At 37.2% G+C, this 19,653-nt stretch carries 14 protein-coding genes, 1 tRNA gene and 2 rRNA genes; 16 read left to right on the top strand and 1 reads right to left on the bottom strand.

From position 1 onward, the window contains the following. Positions 1-169: 169 nt before the first annotated feature. The 3 genes from WR164_RS06435 to WR164_RS06425 all read left to right on the top strand — a co-directional run bounded on the left by WR164_RS06435 (position 170) and on the right by WR164_RS06425 (position 3,388). Positions 170-3,081 (top strand): 23S ribosomal RNA (locus WR164_RS06435). 77 nt (positions 3,082-3,158) lie between these two features. Continuing rightward, positions 3,159-3,275, top strand: a 5S ribosomal RNA gene (rrf, locus tag WR164_RS06430). Positions 3,276-3,315: 40 nt separating this feature from the next. Beyond that, positions 3,316-3,388 (top strand) — tRNA-Thr (locus tag WR164_RS06425). A 53-nt stretch (positions 3,389-3,441) separates the two neighbouring features. Here WR164_RS06425 and helD read toward each other — a convergent pair. Further along, complete coding sequence (gene helD, locus WR164_RS06420; protein WP_286136699.1) at positions 3,442-5,754, bottom strand: RNA polymerase recycling motor HelD; 2,313 nt, start codon at positions 5,752-5,754, stop codon at positions 3,442-3,444. 328 nt (positions 5,755-6,082) lie between these two features. Between helD and trpS the strand changes: the two genes are divergently transcribed. From trpS to glmU, 13 genes are all read left to right on the top strand, one after another. Beyond that, positions 6,083-7,105, top strand: a complete 1,023-nt coding sequence (gene trpS / locus WR164_RS06415; RefSeq protein ID WP_286136698.1) for a tryptophan--tRNA ligase — start codon at positions 6,083-6,085, stop codon at positions 7,103-7,105. A 33-nt stretch (positions 7,106-7,138) separates the two neighbouring features. Continuing rightward, positions 7,139-8,065, top strand: coding sequence for a Ppx/GppA phosphatase family protein (locus WR164_RS06410; RefSeq protein WP_286136697.1), 927 nt, complete (start codon positions 7,139-7,141; stop codon positions 8,063-8,065). A 62-nt stretch (positions 8,066-8,127) separates the two neighbouring features. Further along, on the top strand, positions 8,128-9,387 hold the full coding sequence (locus WR164_RS06405; RefSeq protein WP_286136696.1) for a hydroxymethylglutaryl-CoA reductase, degradative: 1,260 nt from the start codon (positions 8,128-8,130) through the stop codon (positions 9,385-9,387). Between the two features lie 2 nt (positions 9,388-9,389). After that, positions 9,390-10,346, top strand: coding sequence for an IpaB/EvcA family protein (locus WR164_RS06400; protein WP_286136695.1), 957 nt, complete (start codon positions 9,390-9,392; stop codon positions 10,344-10,346). 14 nt (positions 10,347-10,360) lie between these two features. Further along, on the top strand, positions 10,361-11,071 hold the full coding sequence (locus WR164_RS06395; protein WP_286136694.1) for an NAD-dependent protein deacylase: 711 nt from the start codon (positions 10,361-10,363) through the stop codon (positions 11,069-11,071). 13 nt (positions 11,072-11,084) lie between these two features. Beyond that, positions 11,085-11,933, top strand: a complete 849-nt coding sequence (locus tag WR164_RS06390; protein ID WP_286136693.1) for a DUF72 domain-containing protein — start codon at positions 11,085-11,087, stop codon at positions 11,931-11,933. A 71-nt stretch (positions 11,934-12,004) separates the two neighbouring features. Further along, positions 12,005-14,044 (top strand): methionine--tRNA ligase, encoded by a 2,040-nt coding sequence (gene metG, locus WR164_RS06385; RefSeq protein ID WP_286136691.1) that lies wholly within the window; start codon positions 12,005-12,007, stop codon positions 14,042-14,044. A gap of 76 nt (positions 14,045-14,120) precedes the next feature. Continuing rightward, a complete protein-coding gene (locus WR164_RS06380) occupies positions 14,121-14,900 on the top strand; it encodes a TatD family hydrolase (protein WP_286136690.1) in 780 nt (259 codons plus the stop codon). Next, positions 14,887-15,435, top strand: a complete 549-nt coding sequence (gene rnmV / locus WR164_RS06375; protein ID WP_286136689.1) for a ribonuclease M5 — start codon at positions 14,887-14,889, stop codon at positions 15,433-15,435. The genes WR164_RS06380 and rnmV overlap by 14 nt, the downstream gene beginning before the upstream one ends. A gap of 11 nt (positions 15,436-15,446) precedes the next feature. Beyond that, positions 15,447-16,340, top strand: coding sequence for a 16S rRNA (adenine(1518)-N(6)/adenine(1519)-N(6))-dimethyltransferase RsmA (rsmA, locus tag WR164_RS06370; RefSeq protein ID WP_286136688.1), 894 nt, complete (start codon positions 15,447-15,449; stop codon positions 16,338-16,340). Positions 16,341-16,437: 97 nt separating this feature from the next. Then, positions 16,438-17,286 carry a 4-(cytidine 5'-diphospho)-2-C-methyl-D-erythritol kinase gene (ispE, locus tag WR164_RS06365; protein WP_286136687.1) on the top strand — a complete coding sequence of 283 codons (849 nt, stop codon included), beginning with the start codon at positions 16,438-16,440 and terminating at the stop codon, positions 17,284-17,286. 101 nt (positions 17,287-17,387) lie between these two features. Beyond that, positions 17,388-18,212 carry a pur operon repressor gene (gene purR / locus WR164_RS06360; RefSeq protein WP_286136686.1) on the top strand — a complete coding sequence of 275 codons (825 nt, stop codon included), beginning with the start codon at positions 17,388-17,390 and terminating at the stop codon, positions 18,210-18,212. A gap of 20 nt (positions 18,213-18,232) precedes the next feature. Beyond that, a complete protein-coding gene (gene glmU, locus WR164_RS06355) occupies positions 18,233-19,612 on the top strand; it encodes a bifunctional UDP-N-acetylglucosamine diphosphorylase/glucosamine-1-phosphate N-acetyltransferase GlmU (protein WP_286136685.1) in 1,380 nt (459 codons plus the stop codon). Positions 19,613-19,653: the final 41 nt, after the last annotated feature.

Here is a 19,653-nt window from a genome sequence, read left to right as displayed (position 1 = left end):
CTTACGCTTCTCTACTTTGTTCTTTGAAAACTAGATAATATTAATTTCTATTGAATTGATAATTTATATAATTATTCAATTTCAACCGAGAACACCGTGTTATTTTGAGTTCAATAAATATATTTTCGTAATTACTCAATTAACCAAAAGCGCCACGTAGTGGCAATTAGGTTAAGTTATGAAGGGCGCATGGTGGATGCCTTGGCACTAGAAGCCGATGAAGGACGTGACTAACAGCGATATGCTTCGGAGAGCTGTACGTAAGCTTTGATCCGGAGATTTCCGAATGAGGAAACTCAATAGCTTTAACGAGTTATTATTGATTAAACTTAGTTTAATCAAAGGTAAACGTGGGGAACTGAAACATCTCAGTACCCGCAGGAAAATAAAGAAATTTCGATTCCCTTAGTAGCGGCGAGCGAACGGGGAACAGCCCAAACCAACGAGCTTGCTCGTTGGGGTTGTAGGACTGAACATTTGAGTTACCAAAGATTTTAATAACTGAAAAACCTGGAAAGGTTTGCCAAAGTGGGTGACAGCCCCGTAAGTGAAATTAAAATCCCTCAGTTCAGGATCCTGAGTACGGCGATACACGTGAAACATCGTCGGAATCCGGGAGGACCATCTCCCAAGGCTAAATACTAACTAGTGACCGATAGTGAACCAGTACCGTGAGGGAAAGGTGAAAAGCACCCCGGAAGGGGAGTGAAATAGTTCTTGAAACCATGTGCCTACAAGCAGTTAGAGCCCGTTAACGGGTGATAGCGTGCCTCTTGCAGAATGAACCGGCGAGTTATGATTACATGCAAGGTTAAGATGATAAGTCGGAGCCGCAGCGAAAGCGAGTCTGAAACGGGCGTTTCAGTATGTAATGATAGACCCGAAACCAGGTGATCTACCCATGTCCAGGATGAAAGTGCGGTAAAACGCACCGGAGGTCCGAACTTGTGTACGTTGAAAAGTGCTAAGATGAGATGTGGGTAGCGGTGAAATTCCAAACGAACTTGGAGATAGCTGGTTCTCTCCGAAATAGCTTTAGGGTTAGCCTTGGAGTTGAGAATCATGGAGGTAGAGCGACTGTTTAGACGAGGGGCTCATCTTGAGTTACTAAGTTTAGATAAACTCCGAAGCCCATTGATTTATATCCAGGAGTCAGACGATGAGTGATAAGATCCACCGTCGAAAGGGAAACAGCCCAGACCACCAATTAAGGTCCCTAAATACATGCTAAGTGGAAAAGGAAGTGGAGTTGCATAGACAACTAGGATGTTGGCTCAGAAGCAGCCATCATTTAAAGAGTGCGTAATAGCTCACTAGTCGAGTGATTTTGCGCCGAAAATTTACCGGGGCTAAGCATGTTACCGAGATTGTGGACGTGACTTCGTCACGTGATAGGAGAGCGTTCTAAGGGCATTGAAGCAGGATCGTAAGAACTTGTGGAGCGCTTAGAAGTGAGAATGCCGGTATGAGTAGCGAAAAACCAGTGAGAATCTGGTTCACCGAATGACTAAGGTTTCCTGGGGAAGGCTCGTCCTCCCAGGGTTAGTCGGGACCTAAGCCCAGGCCGAAAGGCGTAGGCGATGGATAACAGGTTGAGATTCCTGTACTAGTTAGTTGTGTTTGAACGATGGAAGGACATAGGAGGCTAAGTTATGCATGCCGTTGGATGTGCATGTTCAAACTGTAAGTCAGGTCATGAGTCAAATGCTTATGACCGGGTTGACAAGCAGTGATGAGGACTGAAGTTTAGTAAGGAAGTAACTGACGTCACACTATCGAGAAAAGTTTCTAGTGAGCAACTAATTACCCGTACCACAAACCGACACAGGTAGTCGAGGAGAGTATCCTAAGGTGAGCGAGTGAACCCTCGTTAAGGAACTCGGCAAAATGACCCCGTAACTTCGGGAGAAGGGGTGCTGCACGCAAGTGCAGCCGCAGTGAAAAGGCTCAGGCGACTGTTTATTAAAAACACAGGTTTTTGCAAAATCGTAAGATGAAGTATAAGGGCTGACACCTGCCCGGTGCTGGAAGGTTAAATGGATGAGTTAGCTTCGGCGAAGCTCAGAAATGAAGCCCCAGTAAACGGCGGCCGTAACTATAACGGTCCTAAGGTAGCGAAATTCCTTGTCGGGTAAGTTCCGACCCGCACGAAAGGTGTAACGATCTGAGCGCTGTCTCAACGAGGGACTCGGTGAAATTGAGATACCTGTGAAGAAGCAGGTTACCCGCGACAGGACGGAAAGACCCCATGGAGCTTTACTGTAGCTTGATATTGGGTGTTGACATGACTTGTACAGGATAGGTAGGAGCCGTAGAAACCGGAACGTTAGTTTCGGTGGAGGCGTTGTTGGGATACTACCCTTGTTGTGTGGACACTCTAACCCGCGCCACTAATCGTGGCGGGAGACAGTGTCAGGTTGGCAGTTTGACTGGGGCGGTCGCCTCCTAAATTGTAACGGAGGCGCTCAAAGGTTCCCTCAGAATGGTTGGAAATCATTCATTGAGTGTAAAGGCATAAGGGAGCTTGACTGTGAGACATACAAGTCGAACAGGGACAAAAGTCGGACTTAGTGATCCGGTGGTTCCGTATGGAAGGGCCATCGCTCAACGGATAAAAGCTACCCTGGGGATAACAGGCTTATCTCCCCCAAGAGTTCATATCGACGGGGAGGTTTGGCACCTCGATGTCGGCTCATCGCATCCTGGGGCTGTAGTTGGTCCCAAGGGTTGGGCTGTTCGCCCATTAAAGCGGTACGCGAGCTGGGTTTAGAACGTCGTGAGACAGTTCGGTCCCTATCCGTCGCGGGCGCAGGAAATTTGAGAGGATCTATCCTTAGTACGAGAGGACCGGGATGGACATACCGCTGGTGTATCAGTTGTGCCGCCAGGCGCACTGCTGAGTAGCTATGTATGGATAAGATAAACGCTGAAAGCATCTAAGTGTGAAACTTACCTCAAGATGAGATTTCCCATTTCTTCGGAAAGTAAGATCCCTGAAAGATGATCAGGTAGATAGGCTAGAAGTGGCAGTGCAGTGATGCATGAAGCGGACTAGTACTAATCGATCGAGGACTTAACCACAAAAGGTGGAACGGTTGAAGTTAGGAATTAATATTAGCTAGTTTTGAGAGAACGAAGTTCTCTGAACAATTAAATAGTGTGGTGGCGATAGCTAGAAGGATACACCTGTAACCATGCCGAACACAGTAGTTAAGCTTCTAAACGCCAAAAATAGTTGGGGGATCGCCCCTTGCGAAGATAGGACGTTGCCACGCAAACAAAAAGTCGTCGATTAATTTCGATGACTTTTTTTATGCCGTTTTAGCTCAGAAGGTAGAGCGTTTCCATGGTAAGGAAGAGGTCCCGGGTTCAAATCCCGGAAACGGCTCTATAATAAAAAAGGATGTTTAATAAATTAATATTAAACATCCTTTTTTATTATTATTTTTCATTTAACTTTCGATCAATTTTAATTTCATGTGAATTAATATGTGAATGAGTAATTAATGATGAAACGGGTCCTACACTTAACAATGTTAATTCATGCATCGCACGAGTCGCAATTGTATATAAAATTCCTAGTAATTGACTTTGATTATAATTATTTTCTGAAACGTCCCATGCAATGACACCATCAAATTCTAATCCTTTAGCAAGGTATACTGGTAAAATCAAGACTCCCTTAGGAAGGGAACGGTCAGTATTAGATAAAATAGTTGCTTTCATTTGTGGTCTAATATAGCTATAAACCATTTTAGTTTCTGATAGATTTTTAGTAATAATTGCCACAGTTTCTTGATGCTTAAGCATTTTATTGATTTGTTCGATTAATGTTTTAATTGCACTATTAGAATTGGGTCGAATGATAATCTTGGGAACGTTTCCTGGACGATGAAATGCTTGAATATTTTTACCATCTGGAAGTAACGATTTAGCAAACGTTGTAATTGGATAAGTTGAACGATAGGAACGATTCAAAGTGATAAGTTTGGCATGGCTAGAATTAAATGCCCGTTTTAATTTATTCAATGCGGTTTGCGGATTTTCAACATTTTTGAATAAAGCTTGTTCACTATCACCAATTAAATTTAATTTAGCGTTTGGAAATGCAAATTTGAGATACAATAACTGTGCAATGGAATAATCCTGCATTTCATCAACAAACAAATATTTAATATCATGATTAATTCCATCACCGCACATAATATTACGTAAATATAATAACGGAACGGCATCATCTAATAGTAATTGATGTAATTCTAATTTTTGATTAAATTTATGATTGGCGACCTTCCATGCTGATTCAGTAATATTTTTGGGCAAATTAACCCCGTTTTTTAGAAAGCGTAAATATTGAACGTATGGATCGAAGAAGTCATCATTATAAATAGCATCATAAACGATTCTTAAACGTTCCTTGACTAGTTTATTTGTGACGAAAGAACGTTCATCATCTTCGCTTAAAAATTTACGATGCGCTTTTAGTAAGATTTGTTCAACTTGAGTACTACTTAAACTATCAACCTCTTTAGCAGCCCAATCTTTCTTAGCCTCAATTTTAATTCTCCGTTTTAATAATTTAATCAACGCATTCTTGGTCTTTAGAAATTTATCAGCTGGCATCATTGCCATTGGTAATTGACGATAAATATTATGAATCTCATTTTTGGAAAAGAAAATCCTTCCGTCAAATAAAATATTATTAAACGCTAATTGATCCGATGTTAGATTTGAACAGTAATTTTTAATTTGTTTCATGAAATCAAGACCGTTTTTAAAATTACGAACGGCAATTTCATCATCTGATAATTTATTTTCAGTTTCATAACGATCAAAAACATTTTGAACATCTAATCCCTCAAAGCGATAAGATAGAAATTCACTTAATGTAACCTGTCGCATATTTTTTTCACCCAAACTTGGTAAAACATCAGAAATATAATGTGAAAACAATCGGTTGGGGGAGAATAAAACAATTTGACTGACATTTAATGAATCCCGGCTATGGTACATTAAAAAAGCGATTCGTTGTAAAATAGCAGAAGTTTTACCTGATCCGGCAGCCCCTTGAACCACTAATAAATCATGATCAGTATCTCTAATAATGGTATTTTGTTTTTTTTGAATTGTCGAAACAATATTATGCATGACTTGATCATTCTTCTGACCCAATTCATACTGAAGCATTTTGTCGCCAACGGTTTCATTGGTATCAAACATGTTATCAATTTTCCCGTTGCGGATTAAAAATTGTCGTTTTCTTTTTAAATTAGTTGATTGATGTCCAGCAGGGGTATCGTAAGCCACCTGGCCTAAAACACCATTGTAATAAACACTTGCAATGGGTGCTCGCCAATCAAAAATTAGAAAGTGTTGATCATTATCAATCAATGAAGCCGTTCCAATGTATAATTTTTCGGGTGTATCTTCATCGGCATCTTGAATATCAATCCGTCCAAAGTAGGGGGACTTTTTTAAAGTTTGATACGTATTCAATTGCTTTTTAATAATTGATGCACTTTCAATATCACGACTGGCTAATGCCCTTTGTTGCTGAATTTCAGCTCTGGATTCCATTAAATCATCGGTTTCAGATAAATTAATGGAAGTATTACTAACGTAGTTTTGTTGAACATTTTTCAATTCTTGGTTTGCTTTTTGATAGTCACGCTTTGTTTTATTAATTTTATTGTTTAATTGATCAATAATTCGATTAACCCGCTGTTGTTCAGCTTGGTAACTATTAGCGTCCATTTTGAACCTCCTTAGACATAACTTGTGGTTGTTTCTTAATGCTAAATAATTCTAAATTGAATAATTTTTATTGTCAATTAATAATAGTTTTTGACATCGGTTTTTCAATTAAGTAGAATGTAAACTGAGTTTAAAAGTAGTGAGGGCAATGACAGAGATTTCATGATTGCTGAAAGTGAAAGGGCCTAAACAAAATGGATTAAAGGTTAACAACCTTATAGTTATTGAGTGGCAGTAATACTGCAATATAGGTGGTACCACGTTTAAGCGTCCTATTGGAATTCCAGTAGGGCCCTTTTCTTTATCATTAGAAAGGAATGGTTTGAAAATGGCAGATAAAAAAGGCGTAATTTTAACTGGTGATCGACCAACGGGTAAGCTTCATATTGGTCACTATGTTGGCTCATTGAAGAATCGTGTTAAATTACAGAATTCTGGAAATTATGATACTTACATTATGATTGCTGATATGCAAGCATTGACAGATAACGCTAGAAATCCTGCTAAAATTAGAAATAGTTTATTACAAGTTGCATTGGATTACCTAGCAGTTGGTATTGATCCTAAGAAATCAACCATTCTTGTTCAATCACAAATCCCAGCTTTGAGTGAATTGACAATGTATTATTCAGACTTGGTTAGTGTTTCCCGTTTAAAACGAAACCCAACCGTTAAGACTGAAATTAGTCAGAAGAAATTTGGGCAAAGTGTTCCAACTGGCTTCTTAACATACCCGATTAGCCAGGCAGCTGATATTACAGCATTTAAAGCTGATACAATTCCAGTTGGTGAAGATCAAGAACCCATGTTAGAACAGACAAGGGAAATTGTTCGTTCATTCAACCGGATTTATGGAAAGGACATTTTAGTTTCACCCAAGGGTTACTTCCCACCAAAGGAAATGGGACGAATTCCTGGATTAGACGGCAACTCTAAGATGAGTAAATCGTTAAATAATGCGATTTATCTTTCTGATGATGCTGATACTATTCAGAAAAAAGTAATGTCAATGTATACCGATCCTAATCATATTCACGTAAAAGACCCTGGTAAAGTTGAAGGTAATCCTGTCTTTACCTACCTTGATATTTTTGCATCCGATCATGATAAAGTCGAACAATTGAAGGCTCAGTACCAACATGGAGGCTTAGGTGACGTTAAGATCAAGCGTTACTTAAATGATGTTTTACAAGCAACCTTAAAACCAATCAGGGAACGTCGTGAACAATATGCTAAAGATCCAGACCAGGTTTACCAAATTTTAAAAGATGGTAGTAATAAAGCAAATCAAGTCGCTAATCATACTTTACGGCAAGTTCAAGATGCCATTGGTTTAAACTATTTTGGTTAATTTAAATTTGACATTGGACGAAAGTGGGATCAAATGAGAAATTTAGTGATCGTTGATATTGGTTCTAATTCGGTCAGAATGGCAATTAATCAAATTAATCAAGATGGTACCTATCGAGAAATTAAGCACGTTAAGAGTGCAACCAGATTATCAGAAGGGATGGGACACCGGCATTTGCTTCAAATGAATGCAATCAATCGAACGATGCGTGCTTTAAAATCCTTTCAAAATATTTATCGACAGTATCATCATTTAAGGGTGATTGGGATCGCGACGGCTGCTGTTCGACAAGCTAAAAATCGAAATGTTTTTTTAGAACGGGTTAGGAGAAAACTTGGAATTTCAATTCGGGTTCTATCCGGTACTAAAGAAGCGTATTATGATTATTTGGGATTAGTTCATCAAATCAAGCTTAGTCGTTACATTATTTTGGATATTGGTGGAGCTAGTATTGAAATGATTGTTGTTAACCACCATCAAAAGAAACATTTGATCAGTTTATCGATGGGATCAGTGACGTTTTCAGAACGTTTTCATTTGAAAGATAATGTGACAGCAGCTAATTTATTCCAAGCGCAAACGTTTTTAAACAACGTTTTTAATCACATTCATTGGTTAAGAAATGCTTACCACTATCAAATTATTTTATTAGGTGGTACCAACCGTTCGTTGATTCGAATGAATTTAAGCCGGACTTACCATTCTTCTGATTATAATAATTTAAATGGTTACTTCTTATTTCATCACCGGGTTTTTAATACGTTTAACTTTTTGCTTCAAAAAAATCTGGAACAAAGAAAACAAATTCGGATGTTGGAAAACGCCCGTGCTGATATTATTGTAGGGGGGTTGTTGCCACTGGTAACCTTAATGGACCTGCTTGATTCAAGAAAAGTAATTTTTTCTGATAGCGGCGTTCGTGAAGGCATTATTAACGAATATGTTTCAAAAAATAAATGACTTTTGAATTCTAAAATGAAATCAAGGGTCATTTTTCATTCAAATGGGGAAATTAAAAAAACATGCAAAACAAATTACATCGTTTTTATCGTCATGATTATCAAAAACGATTATCAATGATCCAAAAAATAGCCAATTTATCTGAAGATGAAATTCAAGGCATCCTTAAGCATAAACAGCAGCGTGGTAATGATTTGATTGAAAATTATTTGACTGATTATTCAATTCCTGAAGGAATCGGCGTTAATTTAACCGTAAATGGCAAAACACACTTAGTCCCCATGGTAACAGAAGAGCCGTCCGTCATTGCGGCAGCTAGCAATGGCAGTGAAATGCTATCTGATCATAATGGAATCAATGCTAAAGTTTTAGGCCGTCAATTGATTGGTCAAATTGTGATTCAATATAAATCTAAACGCGATTTATCATTATTTATCGAACAGCACCGGGATGAATTACTTGAAATTGCTGATGATGCCCACCCAACAATTAAAAAATATGGCGGTGGAGCTAAAAAAATTCGGGTTCGGTTTTTAAATGCTTCCAAAGCTTCAATCGATTTATTTGTTGATGTGGGAGAAGCAATGGGGGCAAACATCATGAACTCGATGTTAGAGGCAGTTGCTAATTTTATTGAAACGCAGTTGGGACAAATTGTAATTATGAGTATTCTATCTAATTATGCAATTGGTGATTTAACACGTGTCGTTGGCAAGGTCAACTTTGACCAACTAGCTACAAAAAAGATGACTGGCGAATTAGTTGCTGATAAGATAGTAATAGCTAGTCAAATTGCACAGATCGATCCATTTCGGGCTGCTACCCATAATAAGGGAATTATGAATGGAATTGATGCCCTCGTGATGGCAACCGGTAATGATTGGCGTGCCGTTGAAGCTAGTATCCACGCCTATGCTGCTAGGGATGGTCAATACAAGGGGCTGAGCCAATGGCATCTTGATGGTAATCAATTGGTCGGGACGATGACATTGCCATTAGCGTTAGGATTTGTTGGTGGTGCTACCAAAGTTTTGCCAATGGCTCGGATTAATCAGAAAATTGCGGGCATAAAATCAGCCCGTGAACTAATGCGATTAGTTGCTGCACTCGGTTTAGCCCAAAATTTAGCTGCTTTAAAAGCGATTGTGTCCGATGGTATTCAGAGGGGGCACATGCGACTCCAAATGAAATCATTAGCACTCTCTGCTGGAGCTAAATCAGATGAAGTTGGTAAAGTCTCAAATCGCTTGCGACATTTAAAACATCCCAATGTATCGGATGCCAAAAAAATTATTAAAACAATTCGAGAGAATCAGGTGTAAAAATGAAAATTGAATTAAATGATAAAACCCAAAGTTTAATTAACGTTGTTAATAAGTATTTTCCAGGGAAAGTCCAGGTTCAATTTATTGGTAAATTACAATCTGGATACGTCCGACATGATCAAGCTCAAGTTGTGCAAGATGGTAAAAATTTATTTGTTCAAGTTGCTGATTTAAGTGCGCCTAATTACACAGCTTCCCATGAATTATTACATTTACTGATGACGTTACGCGGCTTTCCTCAAATTTACTTTTCATTAAGTAATGGAAATCAACAGTTAGATCAAGAATTGGAAATTATGGGAACGGAATTATACGATATTATTTCCCATTTTGTGGTAGTTTCTGAACAAAGAAAACATGGTTTGATTACTGATGAGATTGAACAGATGTACTTTAAGGGAATTAAAGCTACCATTAAACCGGAACCGCATCCATTAGATAATGAGATGATGCTACGTTTAGCAACTTTACTTGATGCCAATGTTTTTTATGGTGACCAGTTTAACAAGTGGGAACCCGAATTAAAGAAGTTGTATCCAGTTTCATTGGCAGCTGCTAAGAAATTATACCGAATCATAACTGAAAAACCAACGGATTCACCATTTGGTTTAAGAAGAAACGTCGTCAAATTATTTAAAGCATTTGATGAACAATTGAAGGATTGGAACTTACCACCGCTTCATAACTTAGAATTTGCAACCATCGGTAGTGTTTTATCTAAACGTCAATTGGGATTACAAGTACGTCAATTATTCAGTATTTACCACTCTGAATTACATGAAAAGAAGACTAATCGTCGTGCTTACGTTGGATTTAATAAAACTGATGACCAGAATTCATTCGTCATTGCTGCACCAGTTGGCAAAAATGATACGCCAACGTACTTTAAAAAATTGTATGATAAAACGGTAGAAGATTTATTTAAAACCTTAAAAATGCCATATATTGTTCGTTAAGAGGAGGCCTTTTTATGGATGATGAAATTCAAAAAATGTTTGATCAAGCAAAACACATTGTCTTTTTAACTGGTGCTGGGGTTTCAACACCGTCAGGAATTCCTGATTACCGTTCTAAAAACGGTTTGTATACGCAGGATAAATCAGACAAACCGGCTGAATACTATTTAAGCCATGCTTGTTTGAACAATGAACCAGATGTTTTTTATAAGTTTGTCAAGAGTAATATGTATTATCCGGATGCGAAGCCGAATGTGATTCATGAAAAGCAGGCTCAGTACACAAATTTAGGTAAAGCTAGCATTATTACCCAAAATGTTGATAATCTATATAACGTTGCCCACGCTAAACACTTAGTTGAATTTCACGGTAATTTATACCATGTTTATTGTGAAAAATGTAAGAAGAATGTTGACTGGCATGAATACATGAAGAGCCCTATCCATCAGGGATGTGGTGGTACATTGCGTCCTGGGATTGTTTTATACGATGAAGGATTAGACCAGGGCAACATTATTAATAGTATTCAGATGATGCAGAAAAGTGACTTAGTTGTTATCGTTGGAACTTCAATGCGGGTTTATCCATTTGCCGGGCTATTACAGTATCGTAATCAAAACGCTAATGTAATTGCGATTAACCAGGAAAAACTTAACTTTGGTTTTCCATTTAAGATGGTTCAAGCAGATGCAGTTAAATTCTTTGATGATTTAAACGTTAGATAAGCTGGTGATTTAAATGATTACGATTGGGTTAACAACTTGGACTGACCACCCTGCACTTATCAATAATGAAAATCGGAAAGTAAAATTGAATGAATATACTGGCTTTTTACCAACGGTTGAAGTTGATAATCCATTCTATGGGGTTCCAAGGGTAACAACGGTTGAAAAGTGGCGTGAACAGGTACCAGACGACTTTCAATTTATTTTGAAAGCTAATCAGTATATGACACGGCATGATTTGAGAACGACCCATCCGGCTGATCCCGAAAAATTATTTGATGTTTTTAAAAATTTTAAAGCTGCTATGCAACCATTAGTATCCAACCATCAGCTAAAGACGATCCTGTTTCAATTTCCACCGTTTTTCCAACGCAATAATGACAATATCCGATACTTAAGGGAAATTAGGTCTGCCATGGGGAATTTACCAATTACAATCGAATTTCGCCACCCAAGCTGGTATAATGATAATTTAAAATCATCGATTATTGATTATTTGAAACGGCTGAAAATGACGTTAGCCATTGTCGATGAACCCCATAATTTGAACGGGGGCGTTCCATTTGAACCGGTCATTACTAATCCGAGTTTAGTTTTATTCAGACTTCACGGTCGAAACAGCAAGGGATGGTTTCAGCATAACCGGAATTGGCGGAGTCAGCGCACACTTTATCGCTATAATGATCAACAATTGCATCGTTTAGCAGATGTGATTAATAAAATGCGTCCGCACGCAAAGGAAATTTGTGTTATTTTCAACAATAATTCCGGGAAAGATGCAGCACCGAACGCTTTAAAATTGAAACAAATTTTAAATCTTCATTTTCATCACCTAGCTCCATCCCAATTAAATCTTTTCTAAGATTGAATGTAATCAAAATATAATCATGCTATAATTGTGATAATTAATGAATCCTTAAGGAGGTTGATTAAATGCCTAATCAAAAACCCACATTTTATGTAACGACACCGATTTATTACCCATCAGGCCGCTTACACATTGGAAATTCTTATACCACCGTTGCTTGTGATGCCTTAGCTCGTTTTAAACGTGCGATGGGATACGATGTCTTCTTCTTGACCGGAACCGATGAACATGGTCAGAAGATTGAACAAAAAGCAGAACAATTACATACCACTCCCAAAGCCTACGTTGATAAAATGGCCGGCCAAATCAAACAACTTTGGAAGACTTTACACATTACAAATACTAAATTTATTCGAACGACTGACGAATATCATGAAAAGGCCGTTCAAAAGATTTTTCAACAACTTCAGGATAATGGCGATATTTACCTTGGTGAATATAAAGGCTGGTATTCTGTTTCTGATGAAGAATACTTTACCGAAAGTCAACTAGCTAAAGTTTTCAGGGATGATAACGGCAAAGTAATCGGCGGAATCGCACCGAGTGGTCATAAAGTCCAATTAGTCCATGAACAATCATACTTTTTCAAGATGAGCAAGTATGCTGACTGGTTACTAAATTATTATCATGAACATCCGGACTTCATTGAACCTCATTCTAGAATGAAAGAAATGGTCAATAATTTCATTAAACCAGGTTTAGAAGACTTGGCAGTCAGCAGAACTTCATTTCATTGGGGGGTTCCCGTTAAATCTAATCCGAAGCACGTTGTTTACGTTTGGATTGATGCACTATCTAACTATATAACCGCCTTAGGTTACGATGGTAAGGATGATACTAATTTCAAGAAATACTGGCCAGCTGATATCCAAATGGTCGGCAAGGAAATTGTTCGATTCCACACTATTTACTGGCCAATTATTTTACATGCCTTAGGTTTAGCACTTCCTAAACACGTCATTGGCCATGGTTGGTTATTAATGAAGAACGATAAGATGTCTAAATCAAAGGGGAATATTATTTACCCAGAAACTTTGATTGACAGATATGGATTAGATGCAACTAGATACTACCTATTGCACGCCATGGCTTTTGGTCATGATGGTTCATTTACCCCGGAAGATTTTGTTAACCGGGTTAATTATGATTTAGCTAACGATTTAGGTAACTTATTGAACCGAACCGTTGCCATGATCAATAAATATGAAGACGGTATTATTCCAGAATATCATGCTGCCCAGTCTGATTATGATAAAGAATTAGAACAGACTGCTTATGATGTTATCAAGCATTATAAAGTTAACATGGGTAAGACCTACTTTTCAGATGCGTTGGCTAATATTTGGCAATTAGTTTCACAAAGTAATAAGTACATTGATGAAACGACTCCATGGACATTAGCTAAAGATGATAGTGATGAAAGTAAAGCAAAGTTAGCTGATGTTATGGCACATTTAGCAGCTAGTTTACGTGTGATTGGTTTATTAGTTAGCCCGATTATGCCTGAAACACCATATAAGATCTTTAAACAATTAGGATTAGGCAAACCAACCTTTGATTTTAAAGATCTGAAATTAAGTGATTTACCTTCCGGCAGTAAAGTAGTCGCAAAGGGAACACCAATCTTTCCACGCCTTGATGCCCAAACTGAAATCAACTTTATTAAGGGTAAAATGAGAAAATCTGATAAACAAAAGGGCCGGGCTGCTAAGACCGCTGCAGCTGAATCTGAACGTAAAAAATTGGATCAAAAGGAAGCTCAATCATCTAAGAAACAGATTCGTTTTGATGCCTTTGAAAAGGTTCAGTTAAAAGTTGCTCAAATTAAGGCTGTTTCTAAAGTCAGAAATGCTGATAAATTGTTGAAATTCACCTTAGATATCGGTGAAGAAAAACCAAGACAAATTTTATCAGGAATTGCTAAATGGTACCCTGATTTTCAAAAATTAGTTGGTAAAAAAGTAATTGCGGTTGCCAACTTAAAACCACGGAAAATGCGTGGGGAAGAAAGTCAAGGAATGTTATTATCAATTGAACATAAGGATGGTAACGTTGAATTAGTGACCGTTTCTGATAATTTTGAAAATGGCTCAACACTTGAATAAGAATAAAAATAATGATTAAAGAATAACCATTAATTCGGTTTGAATTAATGGTTATTTTGTTCTTGGAGGATTTTTTATGAAAATATTTGATTCACATACCCATTTAAACGATGATGATTTAATTCAAAATGCAGGTGGTTACGTTAAACATGCTAAAAAATTAGGTGTCGTCCAAATGAATATTGCCGGATCCGATGCTAAAATGAATGCGAATGCCATTAAACTGGCCCACCAATATAACCATGTTTATGCGACAATCGGCTTTCATCCGGAAAGTATTTATGAATATAACGATGAACAAAAGGAGTTATTGAAACATCAATTATCTGATCCTAAGGTCGTATGCATTGGTGAAATTGGTATGGACTATCATGAAAATAAAACCAAACATAAGCCCCAAAAATTTGGCTTTAGGCATCAATTAGAATTAGCAAAGGAATTTGACTTACCGGTTCAAATTCATACCAGAAATGCATTTTCTGATACCTACCAAATTTTGAAGGATGAAAATATTCACAAGGGTGTCATTCACAGTTTTAACGGTAATCCGGAATGGTTAGATAAATTTTTGAATCTTGGATTCTACGTTTCATACAGCGGGGTCGCTAGTTTTAAGAATGCCCATGACGTTCACGCTTCCATCAAGCGAACGCCATTAGATCGAATGATGGTTGAAACCGATGCGCCATGCCTTGCGCCAGTTCCATTCCGTGGTCAGCAAAATGAACCAGCATACACTCTCTACACGTTAGAAGCGGTTGCCCGCTATTTAGATGTAAATCCCGATGAAGTCGCTAAAGCCACTTATCAGAATGCAATTAATTTGTTTGGACTTGATAGAAATGAAAAAAATTAAAGAAGTGATTGTCGTTGAAGGCAAGGACGATACAGAAAGAATTAAACGGGCGGTCGATGCTGACACCATCGAAACCCGTGGTTCTGCTATTTCGCAGGAAACTTTAAAACTGATTCAGAAATTGGATCAAAAGCGGGGTGTGATTATCTTCACCGACCCTGATTTTTCCGGTGAACGAATTAGAAGAATTGTATCAAGCGCGGTTCCCAATGCTAAACACGCCTTTTTATTGAGAAAAGATGCGACTCCAAAACATCATGATGGATCGCTAGGCGTGGAACATGCTTCTGTAAAATCAATTCAAAATGCTTTATTAAATGTTTATACCGAAAATAACAGTGCTAAACCAGTGATTACGAAGAAAGAATTATTTCAAGCTGGTTTATCCGGTGATTTAGATGCGAAAAAACGGCGTGAACAACTATGTAATTTATTAAGGATTGGTTATGTGAATGCAAAGCAATTACCGAAAAGAATGCAGATGTTTGGCATTACTAAAGAACAATTTCAAAATGCCATTGATCAAATTAATTAAAGGAGAAAAATATGTCGAATACACCTGATATTGCAACGCCAGTAAGGACGCAAGCAATTTTAAACCGTTACCACCTGTTAGCTAAAAAGAGCCTTGGTCAGAATTTTTTGACTGATGTGGACGTTTTACATCAAATCGTTGATGTCGCAAATATTTCTGATCAAGATGACGTAATTGAAATTGGACCGGGGATTGGTGGTTTAACAGAACAGTTAGCTCGTTCCGCCCACAAGGTTTTAGGATTTGAAATTGATGATAAATTAATTCCGGTCTTGCATGAAACTTTGAGTCCCTATAATAACGTTAAAATTATTAATGAAGATATTTTACAGGCTAATTTGCCAAAAATTATTAAAGAAGAATTTGATTCAGATCATCAGGTAAAAGTGGTTGCTAACTTACCTTATTACATCACAACCCCAATTATTTTAGATTTATTAAAGGGCAATGCTGATTTTGATGCCATTGTTGTCATGATGCAAAAAGAAGTCGCAAATCGTTTGACTGCCAAACCCGGCATTAAAGCTTATGGTTCCTTATCAGTTATTATTCAATATTTGAATGATGCTGAAATTGCTTTGAATGTTCCAAGGTCTTCATTTATTCCATCACCACACGTTGATTCTGCCATTGTTAAATTAACCGGCAAAAAAGAATTGAAGCCAATTAAAATGGATCAGGATATTTTCTTCGGATTTGTTCGGGGATGTTTTGCTCACCGTCGGAAGACACTTTGGAATAATTTAAAGACATTGTTTGGCAATGATGCTGATGTAAAAAAGAAAGTTCAACAAGTCCTTGATCAATTAAATATCAAACCACAAATTCGTCCCGGTAAACTTTCAATCGATGATTTTGTCAACCTAGCTAATCAATTTAATGTCGATCAATTATTAAAATCATAGTTGAATTAATAAAATACTTTAAATGACGCTGACATTGTTCGTTAATTTTAGTATAATTAAATATATATTGAACTAAAACGAACGGGAGTGACGTCTAATGACAATCATCGAAAAGGCGCCAGCTAAAGTAAATTTAGGGTTAGATACCACCTTTTTACATTCAGATGGTTTAAACGAATGGAAAATGGTGATGACTTCCATTGATTTATCAGATTACATTGAAATTAGTACAATTAATCATTCTGCAATTGAAATTCAATGCGATTGTGGTTTCTTACCTGAAGATCACCGTAATTTAGCTTTTCGCGCTGCCCAGTTATTAAAAAATGAATATCAAATTCAAAGTGGGGCTTTAATCAGGATTCATAAAAAAATTCCGATTACGGCTGGATTGGGTGGCGGATCAACCGACGCTGCTGCCGTTTTAAGAGGATTAAATCAACTATGGCATCTAAATTTAAATTACCAAAAATTAGCTAATTTAGGATTAAAGGTAGATTCTGACGTTCCATACTGTGTGTTTGGTAAAACGGCAGTTGTCCTTGGCAAGGGGGATCAGATTCATTTGTTGCCTAAATTACCATCATTATGGATTGTGGTTGCTAAACCCGCGGTTAGTGTTTCAACCCCTAAAATTTTAAAGCAAATTAATTATGATCACTTGCAGCATATGCAAATTGATAAATTAGTTAAAGGCATTGAAAACCATAATTTATTTGAAATTTATCATTATATGGGAAATGTTTTAGAACCGGTTTCAACCAAATTTTATCCACAAATTAAAAATTATGAAAAGAAGATGCTGCAATATGGAGCGGACGTCGCCCAAATGAGTGGAACCGGCCCGACCGTGTTTAGCATGTTTAGAAAACGTCATCAAGCACAACGGGTTTTAAATAGTCTAAATGGTTTCTGTAAAAAAGCTTATTTAGTCCATTCTTTATAATTAATATTAATTTTTTATCAAAAAGAGCTTTATTTATGAGCATAAATTGATTAGAATTATTAATGAAACACGAACATTAAATCTATTTAGAGGTGAATTCTTTGAAAGTAAAACGCAGTCAGCGCTTGATTGATATGACAAGGTATTTAATGGAACACCCACACACATTAATTCCTTTGCCATTTTTCGTTCACCGTTATGAATCTGCAAAATCTTCAATTAGTGAAGATATTACAATTTTAAAACGAACTTTCAGTGAGAATGGGATGGGAACATTAAAGACCATCCCTGGTGCTGCTGGTGGAAGCATTTTTATTCCTAGCATCCAGTATGATGAAGCCAGTGGTTTTATTAATAAAATGAAAACAGAGTTAAATGATTCCAGTAGATACATTTCAGGCGGATACCTTTATATGACTGATATTCTAAGTCATCCATCCGTTGTTCGGAATGTCGGCAGAATTATTATTAGTCAATATGTAAATCAAAAAATTGATTATGTCATGACCATGGCAACCGGTGGAATTTCCATTGCAGAGATGGTTGCGTCGTATTTGAACGTTCCATTTGTCGTTGCCCGTCATGAATCTAAAATTACGGATGGTTCGACCATTAACGTTAATTATATTTCAGGTTCAAGTGATCGAATTAATCGCATGGTATTGTCAAAACGCAGCTTACCGCCTAAATCCAACGTATTAATCGTTGATGATTATATGAAGGGTGGCGGAACTATCAGTGGATTAGCTGCTTTGATCAAAGAATTTGATTGCCATTTAGCGGGCGTTTCTGTCTTTGCTGAAGATAATTATAATGGCAAACGTGCCTTTGATTTTGACTATACATCATTAATTAAGGTTAATATCGATCAGAAACATATTAACGTCTCTGATGGTAACTACGTTCAAAATATATTTAATCAATAAGGAGTTCTAACGATATCGCTATGAAAACTAGAAATACAATTATTTTAGCTGCGGGTAAGGGTACCCGTATGAAATCAAAAGTATATAAGGTTTTACATAAAATTTGTGGTAAAACAATGGTTAACCATGTTTTAACCCAAGTTGAAAAAACCAAAATGGATAATATTATTACAATTGTCGGCTATGGTGCCCATGACGTTGAAAATGAATTGGGTGACCGGACTGAATATGCCATTCAACATCAACAATTAGGAACCGGAAATGCTGTTTTACAAGCAGAAGATAAACTGGGCCAACTTGATGGAACTACCATGGTCGTTAGTGGGGACACACCATTATTTAAAGCTTCAACTTTTAAAAAGTTATTTAAATACCATGAAGCTAAAAAAGCAGCGGTTACGGTTTTGACTTCCGTTGCTCCTGATCCAACTGGGTACGGCCGTGTAATTAGAAACAACGCTGGCGGCGTTGAAAGAATTGTTGAACAGAAAGATGCTGATAAAAAGGAACAGGCGGTTCATGAAATTAATACTGGTGTCTATGTTTTTGACAATCAGTTATTATTTGATGCTTTACACAGAACCAATAATAAAAACGCCCAGGGTGAATATTATTTAACTGACGTGATTGAAATTTTAAAGAATGCTGGTAAGACAATTGCAGCATACAAAATGAGTAACTTTTATGAATCAATGGGTGTGAATAACCGGGTTGCTCTTGCTAAAGCAACTAAGGTGATGCAAAAGGAAATTAATAATCGTTATATGGAAAAGGGCGTTTCGATGATTGATCCTGAGCATACCTATATTGATGAAGGTGCGAAGATTGGTCAGGATACCGTCATCGAACCGGACGTAAAAATCGATGCCAATACCAAAATTGGTTCTAACTGTTTAATTCAATCTGGCTCTAAAATTTTTAACTGTACCATCCATAATCACGTTCGAGTAACATCATCTCAACTACAGGATTCTGAAATGTTCGATGATTCTAACATTGGTCCATTTAGTCACTTACGGCCTAATGCTAAGATTGGCAAACACGTTCATTTAGGTAACTTCGTTGAAATTAAGAAGGCTGAAATTGGCGAAGGAACTAAGGTTGGACATCTAACATACGTTGGTAATGCTAAATTAGGGAAGAATATCAACGTTGGTTGCGGAGTTATTTTTGCTAATTATGATGGTAAAAATAAACATACAACCACGGTTGGTGATAATTCATTTATCGGCAGTAATTCTAATTTGATTGCACCAGTTGAAATCGATCGAGATTCTTTTATTGCGGCTGGTTCGACCATTACTGATAAAGTTAATCAGTATGATATGGCAATTGCAAGGTCCAGGCAGACTAATAAACCTGGTTATTACAAAAAATTACCTTATCGCGGTGATAATTAGGATTTGGTTCTGTTATAATAAAGGTGATGTATTTCAATTAA

Origin of the sequence: Philodulcilactobacillus myokonensis (assembly GCF_027923585.1) — a bacterium.
Taxonomy (GTDB): domain Bacteria; phylum Bacillota; class Bacilli; order Lactobacillales; family Lactobacillaceae; genus Philodulcilactobacillus; species Philodulcilactobacillus myokonensis.
This window is presented reverse-complemented; position numbering and strand designations above follow the sequence as displayed.

What these genes read in the sequence shown, in the direction of transcription:
- helD (WP_286136699.1), bottom strand. Translation starts at nt 5,754, where the DNA reads ATGGACGCTAATAGTTACCAAGCTGAACAACAGCGGGTTAATCGAATT.
- trpS (WP_286136698.1), top strand. Translation starts at nt 6,083, where the DNA reads ATGGCAGATAAAAAAGGCGTAATTTTAACTGGTGATCGACCAACGGGT.
- WR164_RS06410 (WP_286136697.1), top strand. Translation starts at nt 7,139, where the DNA reads ATGAGAAATTTAGTGATCGTTGATATTGGTTCTAATTCGGTCAGAATG.
- WR164_RS06405 (WP_286136696.1), top strand. Translation starts at nt 8,128, where the DNA reads ATGCAAAACAAATTACATCGTTTTTATCGTCATGATTATCAAAAACGA.
- WR164_RS06400 (WP_286136695.1), top strand. Translation starts at nt 9,390, where the DNA reads ATGAAAATTGAATTAAATGATAAAACCCAAAGTTTAATTAACGTTGTT.
- WR164_RS06395 (WP_286136694.1), top strand. Translation starts at nt 10,361, where the DNA reads ATGGATGATGAAATTCAAAAAATGTTTGATCAAGCAAAACACATTGTC.
- WR164_RS06390 (WP_286136693.1), top strand. Translation starts at nt 11,085, where the DNA reads ATGATTACGATTGGGTTAACAACTTGGACTGACCACCCTGCACTTATC.
- metG (WP_286136691.1), top strand. Translation starts at nt 12,005, where the DNA reads ATGCCTAATCAAAAACCCACATTTTATGTAACGACACCGATTTATTAC.
- WR164_RS06380 (WP_286136690.1), top strand. Translation starts at nt 14,121, where the DNA reads ATGAAAATATTTGATTCACATACCCATTTAAACGATGATGATTTAATT.
- rnmV (WP_286136689.1), top strand. Translation starts at nt 14,887, where the DNA reads ATGAAAAAAATTAAAGAAGTGATTGTCGTTGAAGGCAAGGACGATACA.
- rsmA (WP_286136688.1), top strand. Translation starts at nt 15,447, where the DNA reads ATGTCGAATACACCTGATATTGCAACGCCAGTAAGGACGCAAGCAATT.
- ispE (WP_286136687.1), top strand. Translation starts at nt 16,438, where the DNA reads ATGACAATCATCGAAAAGGCGCCAGCTAAAGTAAATTTAGGGTTAGAT.
- glmU (WP_286136685.1), top strand. Translation starts at nt 18,233, where the DNA reads ATGAAAACTAGAAATACAATTATTTTAGCTGCGGGTAAGGGTACCCGT.